At 41.0% G+C, this 11,305-nt stretch carries 14 protein-coding genes; all 14 read right to left on the bottom strand.

Annotated features, from left to right (window positions below; all coding sequences use genetic code 11):
* Nucleotides 1–168: 168 nt before the first annotated feature.
* On the bottom strand, nt 169–540 hold the full coding sequence (locus WA381_RS20470) for a hypothetical protein (RefSeq protein WP_012516912.1): 372 nt from the start codon (nt 538–540) through the stop codon (nt 169–171).
* 17 nt (nt 541–557) lie between these two features.
* Complete coding sequence (locus WA381_RS20465; RefSeq protein ID WP_012516911.1) at nt 558–968, bottom strand: hypothetical protein; 411 nt, start codon at nt 966–968, stop codon at nt 558–560.
* A complete protein-coding gene (locus WA381_RS20460; protein WP_012516910.1) occupies nt 952–1,617 on the bottom strand; it encodes a methyltransferase family protein in 666 nt (221 codons plus the stop codon). The genes WA381_RS20465 and WA381_RS20460 overlap by 17 nt, the downstream gene beginning before the upstream one ends.
* Entirely contained in the window at nt 1,610–1,948 is a 339-nt protein-coding gene (locus WA381_RS20455; RefSeq protein ID WP_012516909.1) for a DUF2933 domain-containing protein, read from the bottom strand. The genes WA381_RS20460 and WA381_RS20455 overlap by 8 nt, the downstream gene beginning before the upstream one ends.
* Before the next feature lie 8 nt (nt 1,949–1,956).
* A complete protein-coding gene (locus tag WA381_RS20450; protein WP_012516908.1) occupies nt 1,957–2,310 on the bottom strand; it encodes a cupredoxin domain-containing protein in 354 nt (117 codons plus the stop codon).
* Between the two features lie 11 nt (nt 2,311–2,321).
* Entirely contained in the window at nt 2,322–4,565 is a 2,244-nt protein-coding gene (locus WA381_RS20445) for a heavy metal translocating P-type ATPase (RefSeq protein ID WP_012516907.1), read from the bottom strand.
* A gap of 75 nt (nt 4,566–4,640) precedes the next feature.
* Nucleotides 4,641–5,075, bottom strand: coding sequence for a MerR family transcriptional regulator (locus WA381_RS20440; RefSeq protein ID WP_012516906.1), 435 nt, complete (start codon nt 5,073–5,075; stop codon nt 4,641–4,643).
* A 794-nt stretch (nt 5,076–5,869) separates the two neighbouring features.
* Entirely contained in the window at nt 5,870–6,706 is an 837-nt protein-coding gene (locus WA381_RS20435) for a formyltransferase family protein (RefSeq protein ID WP_015066038.1), read from the bottom strand.
* A 258-nt stretch (nt 6,707–6,964) separates the two neighbouring features.
* Nucleotides 6,965–7,435, bottom strand: a complete 471-nt coding sequence (locus tag WA381_RS20430; protein WP_015066037.1) for a YybH family protein — start codon at nt 7,433–7,435, stop codon at nt 6,965–6,967.
* 27 nt (nt 7,436–7,462) lie between these two features.
* Nucleotides 7,463–7,933: a YybH family protein gene (locus WA381_RS20425; protein WP_012516902.1), complete on the bottom strand. Its 471-nt coding sequence runs from the start codon at nt 7,931–7,933 to the stop codon at nt 7,463–7,465.
* Between the two features lie 20 nt (nt 7,934–7,953).
* Nucleotides 7,954–8,841 (bottom strand): copper resistance D family protein, encoded by an 888-nt coding sequence (locus WA381_RS20420; RefSeq protein WP_203565510.1) that lies wholly within the window; start codon nt 8,839–8,841, stop codon nt 7,954–7,956.
* Nucleotides 8,842–8,862: 21 nt separating this feature from the next.
* Nucleotides 8,863–9,216 (bottom strand): copper resistance CopC family protein, encoded by a 354-nt coding sequence (locus WA381_RS20415; protein WP_012516900.1) that lies wholly within the window; start codon nt 9,214–9,216, stop codon nt 8,863–8,865.
* 80 nt (nt 9,217–9,296) lie between these two features.
* Nucleotides 9,297–9,788, bottom strand: coding sequence for a DUF411 domain-containing protein (locus WA381_RS20410; protein ID WP_061487085.1), 492 nt, complete (start codon nt 9,786–9,788; stop codon nt 9,297–9,299).
* Between the two features lie 104 nt (nt 9,789–9,892).
* Nucleotides 9,893–10,276, bottom strand: a complete 384-nt coding sequence (locus tag WA381_RS21040; protein WP_145912162.1) for a CopL family metal-binding regulatory protein — start codon at nt 10,274–10,276, stop codon at nt 9,893–9,895.
* Between the last annotated feature and the right edge of the window lie 1,029 nt (nt 10,277–11,305).

Genomic DNA, 11,305 nt, shown 5'->3' with positions numbered 1-11,305 from the left:
TATTTACCTAATTTGCCACACTTATAAGTAGTAACCCACCTCCGCAGCCATTTATTGGTGTGGTCTACAGAGGATTAAGTCTTTTTAGAGGGGAAAATCCCTAGAACCCCATAATGTAACGACATCGCTCAGCATTGTTGTTGAGTGAGAACGTAGAGCACATTAAGGTTATGTACGCTTCCTGTGAGCGCCCTGCGGCAAGTGGTGGCAACTCCACGGTTTGTGCGTCGCATTGTCTTTTATATTTTGATCTACAAACTGGTAATAACCTTCTTTTGTGTGTGTCCACCAGTCATTGTGAAGATCTGCGCCGTGTTTTCGAATGATCGCTTCAATACCGTCTAAATCGATATGTGTCGCATCATATGCCAGGTGAATAGCCCCTTCTTTGATGTTGTAGCTCACCTCATCAATGCCAAAGAGCTTGTCAATCTCTTCAATTAGGGGCTCGCAATTTGCCTCATAGACATTGCTGAGCCGTAAATTCCGAACGACTAAATTTGCTTCTCTGACACCGACTCTGTGGTCTAAATCACTCATATCTTTCTCCTCGGGTGTTAATTTGAATGTTTCTGAGATTCGGGTGAATGGCTTCCATCCATTTTCGACATCATTACTTCCATCATCTTAAGATGCCTTTCTGCCATATCAACTTGGTTTTGCATGGGTTGCCCTTCCATTTTTTCGTGCATTATATGCATCATTCCCATCATGGATTGCATGTGTTTTTTCATCATTTCACGCTGCTTGCTGGGATTCTTTTCTTCTTTGATAGCGTTAACTTCTTCCTTCATCGACTTTATTTTTGCATTCATCATATGCATATCTTGGCCACGCATAGGCATTCCCGTTTGAATCTCTGGCTTGTCTGAGCCCTTATGCTCATGCTCTTCCATTTGTTGAGCTTGCGATGTTGCAGCCATTACTAATGTGGTTGAAAAAATGATTGATTTAGTGAATTTTTTCATGGCTTTCACCTTTTAATTTAAAGTTGAGGTTTGGGATCCAGCCAGGTGTCGTGTTGATATAGCTCACATACTCATCGCCAAATTCAGCAATAGCCAGAGCTTCTTCACGCTTTGCCAGTTTCACATACACAACAACTAAAACTGGAAACATGACCAGTGTGGGAATGGTCGGCCATTGCAACAAAAAACCGAACATGATCAGTATGAAGGCTAAATATTGAGGGTGGCGACACCGCGCATACCATCCAGTCTTAGCTAAGTGATGGTTCTTCTGAGCGTGGTGCAGCACATTCCATGCTGAGGACAAGATAAAGAATCCTGCAACAATAAATACCATACTGGCGATATGAAATGGGTCCCAGTGGGCGTCGCCTTTAAAACCAAAGAAAGTATGCAACAGATGTCCGTTTTCGTGCGCAAAAAAGTTTACTTCCGGATAGGTTTCAGCAAGCCATCCTGACAAGAAATAAATAGTCAGTGGGAAGCCATACATTTCGGTAAACAGGGCTACAATAAACGCAGAAAATACCCCCAAACTTCGCCAGTCGGTGGAAGATTTTGGCTTTACAAAACTGAATGCAAAAAAGATAAAAATAGCTGAGTTCAGTATCACCATTGACCATAAGCCATAATCATATGTATCATTCATCTTGGTTGTCCTTTTTAAGTGACTCCTTTCGGCCTTCCTCCAACCCCTGAATGTATCCATCACGATAAGCCGCGTTGTTATCACTCAATTCCTGAAAACTTTTCTGCTTATTGTCACTGTCGCGAGAATGTTCGTGGGCGTGTCCGTGTTTACCGTGGCTACTGTGCATGAATATATGCATGAATGGGCACAGCAATAAAATCAAATAGGGAAGAAACTGAAGGACATGATGACCATGTTCGAAAATTAAAAAATAAGTAACGGCAGCGATCATCGCTAATGCTGCCCACCCTGTAGGTGTTGACCAAAATCTGGGGTGACTGTTTTTCATGACTCCTCCTATACCACCGTAAGAACACCGCGATACATCTGCATCTGGCAGTGAAAAGTATGTTCGCCCTGTGGGACGTTTTCGAGGTGAATTGGTGTTACCTCATTAAGCGTTAGCTGCTCACTGATATCTAATGAAGGAATTAGCAGTACTTCGGAACAGGGAGACTCATCTTTGCGCAAAAACTTCAACGTAACAGATTGGTTTGCGTTTACCTGAATAGACGCTGGTGAGTACACGCCATTTTTTACTTCTATGAGTATTTCGTTACTTTCAGTAACTGTCTGATCAGGCTTGTATAACCAAAACCACCAAATAATCAGTGCAATACCCGTAAGTCCCACAATATTAATTATCATCATAAGAAAACTCCTTAGTGGTCCTTTGCCTTGAATAGGCGAAGCCGGTTCGCATTTGATACCACTGTTAACGAAGAAAATGCCATGGCGGCTCCGGCGATAACTGGGCTTAGCAATACTCCGAAAAATGGATAGAGCACGCCCGCCGCAAAAGGTATACCTGCTACGTTGTAGATAAAGGCTCCAAACAAGTTTTGCTTAATGTTGCGCAAGGTGGCTTTACTAACCGCTATAGCATCGGCCAGACCATGCAACGAGCCGCGCATCAGGGTGATATCGGCGCTTTCAATGGCAACGTCCGTTCCTGTACCAATGGCAAAGCCAACATCAGCCAAGGCAAGAGCCGGAGCATCGTTAATTCCATCACCAGTCATACCCACTACTTCTCTCTGCTGCTGTAATTCATGTACTTTGTTGGCCTTATCTTCGGGCAATACTTCAGCAAAAAACTCGCTTATTGCCGCTTTCTTTGCCACTGCAGCAGCAGTTTCTTTGTTGTCCCCCGTTAACATGATGACCCGGATATCATTAGCCTGAAGACGCTTGATGGCAGAAACAGAGTCAGGTTTTATCGGGTCGGCAACCGCTATGATGGCAGCAAGTTGTCCATCTACAGCGAAATACATGGGAGTTTTGGCGTCTTTGGCCAGTGTTTGTGCTTTCTCTGAATAATTACCTATGCCCACCCCTTTTGAAGCCATAAGCTTGCTGTTACCAAACAATAAGGCCTTTCCTTCACAACGGCCTTCAACCCCCATACCGGTAATCGCATTAAACTCTTCGGTTTTCAGCAGCTCAATGCCCTGGTCGTGGGCACTTTCTACTATCGCCATTGCTAATGGGTGCTCTGAACCATTTTCCAGACTAGCTGCCAATTGCAGCACTGTCTTTTCATCACTGAAATTGGCTAAAATTATGTCAGTGACCTTGGGTGTACCTTCCGTAATCGTTCCGGTTTTATCCAGTATCATCACACTGATTTTTGATGCCGTTTGTAGCGCTTCGCCGTTGCGAATTAGCACGCCGGCTTCAGCAGCCTTTCCAACCCCCACCATAACTGACATCGGCGTGGCTAGGCCCAATGCACATGGACAAGCAATGATCAATACAGTGGTGGCCGAAACTATGGCAAATGCCAGTGCGGGCTCAGGCCCAAAGTTCAGCCATGCTAGCGCACTGAGCACAGATATAATCATGACCACAGGAACAAAGTAAGCGGATATCACGTCGGCCAAGCGCCCAATAGGCGGCTTTGAATTTTGTGCGCGTTTAACCATTGCAATGATTTGCGCCAGTGCCGTGTCTTTACCTACTCGAGTTGCTTTAAATAGAAACATTCCTGACTTGTTGAGAGTTCCAGCAACGACTTCATCGTCATGTGATTTTTCAACTGGCATCGGTTCCCCGGTTAGCATTGACTCGTCGATTGACGTATGGCCTTCAACAACCACACCATCAACAGGCACTTTTTCTCCAGGCCTGACTTTGATGACATCGTTAAAAAGCACTTGCTCGATAGCGACCTGGACCTCTTTATTGTCGCGAATAACCGTGGCTGTTTTCGCTTGTAATCCAATTAAACGTTTGATTGCTTCTGAGGTTTTTCCGCGGGCTTTTAGTTCTAAGGCAAGCCCCAGATCAATTAGACCAATGATCATAGCTGTAGCTTCAAAATAAACGTGCCTTGCCATTAACGGCACTGCTTCAGGTACCAACACTACCAACATCGAATAGAACCATGCTGTGCCTGTACCAAGTGCAATGAGTGTATCCATATTGGCAGAATGATTTTTAAAGCTCTTCCACGCACCGATGTAAAAATGCCGGCCGGAAAAGAACATTACACCCAGCGTCAGTAGGCCAACTGCTAGCCACAACAACCTCTCGACATTAGTCTCGACCGTCATTTCGTCGACAACAATGCTATAAGTCATTAGAGGGATACCTAGCGAAAGCGCAATGAAAGTATCTCGCATCAGCTTTTTGTAATAGGTCCTATCCGCTGCTTCTTTTTCATCGACTACATCAGTGTCAGGCTTATCTTCGAAAGGCTTTGCGTTGTAACCAACGGACTCTACTGCTTGAACCAATAATTGAGAATCCGCTGTACCCGATACAAGTACTGTTCTGTCTGCAAAGTTCATTTCGGCATTCTGCACTCCCGGCGTCTGCTTCAAGGCAGCTTCTATTTTTCCAACGCAACTGGCACATCCGGCGCCTTCTATCACTAATTGTCGCTGTGTTACTTCTGCACTCATAGTGCTCTCCTTTTTTCCTATTTTTAGAAGACTTGTTTTTTGACGGACAACAATTTTTCTGAAGAAACACCTGCATTAAGTTCTGTCATTTATGTTTTCCTCCAGGACGGTGTGTTCAAACTCTTCTATTAAATGACAGACCACGTGTGAGGATGGGGCTTTGTCACCCATTGCTCCCCATTTCCTTACTGCCAGCATCATATTTTGCCTGAGTAACAACATTGCCTTAAATTGTCTTTCTGTTTCTGCTAGCCTTCTTGCAATTAAGGTTCTAACTAGGGGACAAGCGGTCTTTCCATTATCTGCTTCTCTGAGAATTTGCTTGATATCTTCAACTGAAAAACCTAAATGCCTTGCACTTAATATAAACCGCAACCTGGAAGCATCTTTCGTTGAATAGAATTTATAACCATTGTCAGATTTTGCCGGCGTTATTAACTGCAAGCGCGTGTAATAGCGAACAGTATCTGGCGTTGTAGCCAAGGCGCTTGCGATCTCTCTTACTTTCATAGTTGTTCCGATGTCTTTAACCTAAAATTTTACTTATACCTAAAGGCTAAACCTGTTTGTGGGACGCGAGTCAATAGGCATGTAACTCGTGAAACTTTCGGTTCTAAGATGTAATGCGTTTGTAAGTGAGGCGGATAATACTTGCTGTTCGTTTACTGATAGCAAACAGTGTCTTAATGTATATTAATTAAGCAGTTGATCGTCTAAGACATTCTTTGATTGCAATTGATTAGTAAAGAAAACTTAGAGAAAAGCCTCACTGAGTTTATGTGTAGCTCTTAATCGGAGGGTGGAAGGGAGGAGAGTGTATACCAATTAAAGGGGTAATATTTATATCTGAAAATGAGCTTTGCTTAATGTTTTCACTTATCAGAATTTCAATATTTGAAAGTATACAAAATTGGGTTAAAGAAGTTGCACAGTAAGCACCTATACAGCACGCGCATATCGATTGATCATTTCCTTCGCAGTGCTGTACATCCTGGTTCTTTTCTGAATGAAGTGTGTGATTATTTAAAGTAGTATGTTCTACGCTTGATAAGGAATCATTTGAGGACATATGAGATTCTGATGTGTCGTGACCATCACATTTAATTGGGTTCGTCATAGCAAAGCCGTGCTGTGAAAGCAGCGCAGCTATTAGTACTAATTTAAACCACTTATAAATGCCTGACACAATAAACTCCATCAGTGAGTAAGGGAATAGTAGCGGTATTCCGTTATTCTTACTTTGACGTAGATCAACACAACACAAAAAAGTGCTTAGCACCTTTAAACATTAAAGCCGTAATCAACTAGTTTAGTACTCTTGATTCATATAGCCTTAAACTACGCTTAGAAAGTACAACATAGCCATCATTTATAGCAATGCTTTTAATCAGTGCATCCTCAAAGATTATGCTACCGCACGTGAAATCGTGACTGAAAGTTGTGACTTCGACATCATTTGCGATATATAACGCGTTATCTAACGAAATAAGAATCCCAAAGTGCCCATACTGTCGAAGGGCATGACTAAATTGAGCGGTGTTTTGATCCCAATTTACAAACCTTCTTTTTACTGGAGGTAGACTTTGGAATGACGCTAGCTTTTCCAATTGAGGTGTGGCGTTATTATAAAGCTCATTAAAGTTATTAAGTAATTCTTCTAACAGAGTTTCTGCGAGTAACTGAGACTTGACCATCAATGATGAAATCGTTTCATTGTTTTCGACCTCAAATTTCTCTTGGATTAGGATGCTACCTGCATCAAGTTTCTCAGTGAGTTTATGAATGCTAACACCCGCGTTCTCAGGGTTGTCGATAATGTAGGTGAGTGGGGTTGGGCCTCTACTTTTGGGTAGTAAAGATGGGTGGATATTAATCGCATATTTTATTTCGTTTGTGGGTACTTTGTATCCGTAATCGGCTACAACAAAGACTGTCTGTTCGTCATTTAAATATCCTTTAAGAGTCACGATACTTGGTTTTTCAGTGGAATAAACAATATTGTATTTACGACAAATTCGTTTGATGAAGCTCGCATTTTCCTGAACATCGTTTATAAAAACGCGTTCAATGTTCAATCTATTTTTAATTAGAAGTAACAAACAATTCGAGAATAAGTCGTTTCCAAAATAAACGATTTTCATATTTCTCTGCACCTTTTGAGAATAGCGTATGTGGAACAAAATGTAGGTTGGGAGGACAAGTGTTTAAGGATTCGATGTTGATTAAAAATCTGTGCAAAAACGAATACCAAGGGTTCATTGGCTGGCGGGAAGCTTAGTTCGTGCCAATATGAAGTGTAAGGCATTTTGACAATAGGATAGCCGAGATGGTTCTGATATTGAGCAAACTGGAAAGCTACCGTTGATATTACCAAAGTAGCTTTCAATACATTTATTTCGCTAGTCTTTTGCACGATTTCTACTAGAGGAATGCGTGTGAACTATCAGCCACTCACCGTTAACTTTTTTAAAAAGAAAGGTTTGAAACCCCGTTTTGTTGAAAGTTTCTCCAGACTTCCTAACCTTTCCTTGAACGGTTGTATCAACGAGTGTCCAAGCAAAATCATCTTCTACATGAGTTTGAATGTTAGAAAAATCTAAACTTAAGAAAACTAAGGCATCCTTTTCTGGTTCAACATGATGCTCTATCAAGTCACTTAACCCTACATTCTGTCCGCCAGATTCAAAGTATCTTGCGCCTTTAAAGTCGAAAAAGTGCTTTTTAAAGGGGGCACCGTCTCCATTCTCCCAGCCATATTCAATTTGCTTTATAATGTCTTTTATCTGATCTTTATCAGTTGCATTGTTATCATGAGCGAAAGTGAAAAAAGATAACAAAGACGAAATGATTATGATTAAAAATTTTTTCATACGAGCTCTCTCGGGTAGTTAATCGAATCAATTTGACCAATGAATATGTTTGATTTTCCACTCTCCTTCGGTGTTGATTAAGACAATTGTTTCCATACTTTGGTAGTCTCTCTCTTCCCCCTTAAACATCCCATTGACCAGAAACCGCGATGCGGAGATTGCTGTGTTGCCCAGAACTTTGACTTGATGCTCCAACGCTTTATTTGTCACTGACGATAGATATTCCATATCTGAATTCATATGATGTTGAGCATATTCATCTGCGCTCCTCTCAACTCCGCCTCCTTCATAAATAGTCACATCATCCGCCAGTAGGCTCTTCGCAGTGATTTTGTCTCCCGTATTAAGCGCGTGATGGAATGCAATAACTATTTTAGCTGCAGGCGTATCTAACCCACTAAACATACCTTTCTCATGATGTTCTTTTTCATGGGCACTAGCAGCAAAACTCATGATTACGGGCATGATAAATAGTAAGACTAATAATTTAATTTTCATTTGAATTTCTCTTCTAAGTTTTATCTTTCGGGACCTACAATACTCGTAAGCCCAGAAGTAATGATTAAAATAGCAACTGCTATTGTTAACTCTAATGAAATGGATTTTGAGAGTGCTTCGCTTCCCGAGCCACTTTTAAGTTTTGGGACTAATTTCAGTTTGTGCCGTATAGCAATAGCTAGAATGCTAGTTACAAGGAACATTTTAACAAGAAGAGTTTGCCCATATATGGAGCTAAATAACCCTTCAAAACTACCTACCAATTGAATAGCTAGCCAAATGCCTGCAGATAATAATAAGGTAACCAATACGGCCGCCTGCGTACCAAACCTATCCATTAATTTATAAAGCTTTTCGTAGCTCTGGTAATGGCAGGAGAGCTTTAACGGAATCAATGCACCAAACCACCAAGCCATAACAAATACGTGAACCATAAGTAGTATTCGAGCAATACTTCCTAATTCAGAAACGTGGCCGGTTAAAGTAAATGTGTACGAGAGAGTGAATAGACACAGCACAAGTAAGCAAGACTTTAACCTTAGGAAAGGTTTAAGAGGTTTAAATTTCAATAAGTAGATAGTTATTAAAGCTACGGCTAACCCCCCCGCACGATACAAGGTGACTTCACCGATAGGAGAACTCAACATTATCTTAAGCATAAAGGGGTCAAGTGCGCCTTGAATTCCCTCTTCTACCATCGCTCCAGTGTTCGCGATAAACCACACTGCATTAGAAATAAACGCAACAAAGACACAAACCTTTACCCATACAGCGCTATAAGATGGCGTTGTATAACTTGTCCTACTGTCGTTAATATCTCGCCAGAAAAATGTATATCCAGCTGTGGCCGCGAAACCTAAATAAAACATTAGCTTTGTCACTACAATTACAGTGTTCCAGATATACATTTCCACAGCTGAATCCCCTTTTTAGTGCACCATAAATCCAAAACTATCTTTCATCTTGTGCCCATCGGAGCCAAGCATGATGAACTCAACATTGTATGAACCTGGACGTAATTTAGGTAAGGTCCAAGAATAATCCGTTGCAACCTCTTTCGGAGGTTCAAAGCCAAAATCAACTTTTGCACCTTCACTATCTTTTAAAACTACTTTTATTAATCTAACTCCCTTGGTAAAGCTGACTGATAGTTCCATTGGGGCCTCCATCAGCATTGCATTTTTGCTTGGTGTGCTAGATTTAATTTCTATAGCCTCATGTGCTAATGCCACGCTGCTTAGCAGTACACTAAATATTGCAAATGATTTAACAAGTGCTTTCATGATTACCTCTATCTTTGGTTTTTAAAAATTAAAATTGCTTTGATTGTCAAAAGTGCGCATTTATTTGTTTAACTTTGACTTCAATCGAATTGACTTTCGTAGCTTTCTACTTTCGCGTAAGGTTCGTAGCTCCCATCTTGATATATAATGAAAACGGTATAAGGCATAAACTGCTCTGCTACTTCCATTCCGGGTGAACCTACTGGCATAGCTGGAACAGATAACCCGATAGCCTTTGGATGTTCTTCTAACAAGAATCGTTTTATAAACTTAGAAGGGACATGGCCTTCAAATACAAAGCCACTTTCTGTAACAGCGGTATGGCAAGAGCGAAGATTTGGCGAAATTCCGTATTCGTTCTTGATGTCGCTCAAGTTATGAAAGTCCTTTGTACGTAGTTGAAACCCTTGGCTTTCTAGATGAGTTATCCACTTTTTACAGCATCCACACGATGGTGATTTATAGACCAATAATTCAAAGGCGTCGTTTGCGCCATGGTGGATATTTGCCATGGCAACGCTAGGTAGAATTAGCAGTAATACCGCAGCTTGATAGGTGATTTTTTTTAACATTTTTGCCTCCAGACAAAGCTGGCACATATAGGTACACTAGCACCTAGATAATAAATAGGAACTGAAACAAATTGTGCGTGAGATTTGGACGCACTGACCCTGTGTTAGGCAAATATCGGTGGGCGAAAAAGTGAGGAAGTTACTGAAACTGGCTGTTGGAAGAACAAGCCAAATGAAGCGTCCGGCACCACTGGGTGTTGAACAATCATCATGGAAGCTATAAGGACGGGAGCATGAGTACAACCACCTGGTGGGCATGTGCATTCCGAAGTGTTGCAACAATCTTTAATACTAGCGTTTTCGGAACTGCTAGAATCTACTCTCATACCATGGCTCATGTTCGTAGAGCAATTCGATTCAGAATTACTATTGTAATGTTTGTTATCAATAGCCATTTCAAAACTCATAGTATCTACAGCCATCGCTTGCACGACGAGGGCAGATAGCACTGTAAACACTAATACTAGTTTTGATATGGATTTAAACATTTCTTAAGCATTAAACATAACCAATATGGATAATAATTGATTTTCGCGAATTGGTAAACAGTTGAGGCTGATTTGTGATTAGAATAACCCGTTCATCGGCAGAATTTAGGAAATAGTCATGATGAGAGAGATAGCCTACAACCATGCAAATTTTTGGGCGCGTCTCTAACTCCATAATTCAGATATTGCGGTAGAACTTGAACGCTTTAAGTAGCCGCCCCAATACTTCCCTTTTGTCCAGTTCCATTAACGTTATAACGGGGGCTAACCAGAAATACAAAAAAATTGAGGAGGCTTGAGGAGCTATATAAATAAACACACCCGATAAATATAAATTCATCGGTAACTTGAAAGAGAAATCAGATATTCTGTTTAAATCGTTGAGGCACAAACTAACTTCAGCGATTTCAACTTAAGTGCCACTCAAGCGATGGTCGATAAGTGACTCTCGCCCCGCGGTTATAGATACTCTCTGCTTCACTTATTTTTCTGCATATGAATAAGGCGATTAATATCAGCTTTAGGATAAAAAAGTTCAATCACTTCTATCAATTGTGAGCACGGTAATAAGTTGTCTATCCGTGATAGGAAAACCTCTTTATAGGGCTATCAGCGCTTGCTTTAGCTGACTACTGGCAATAATTAACTGTTGGCTCACGAGCAGTAGAGAATGTAACTTAACATGCAGACATGATCTCACGTTAGGAACTTATTTGCATCTTCCCTAGTATCAATTGAATAACACTTTTATGCTGTTTCTAATTATTTCATCGATCTCGGAACATTGATTGAGACAGGTAACGTTAATCTATATTAACGTTACCTATTCGAGTAAAGATAAGAAGTTAGCTTTCCGTTTATTACTACGATATGTCATGCAAGCGAATAGCGCTCACTTCAGCAGTAAATGTTGAATAATTAAAGGGTTGTAAATCTCTGCCAAGACAGTTGAGTGACGTCAACATGTTGGAGATATACAAGATGAAAACTAAGCTGCCTCATATTGGTATTTTTTGGGTCTACAAGTCG

Origin of the sequence: Alteromonas sp. CH_MED4-4, from assembly GCF_037029575.1 — a bacterium.
Classification (GTDB): domain Bacteria; phylum Pseudomonadota; class Gammaproteobacteria; order Enterobacterales; family Alteromonadaceae; genus Alteromonas; species Alteromonas macleodii.
This window is presented reverse-complemented; position numbering and strand designations above follow the sequence as displayed.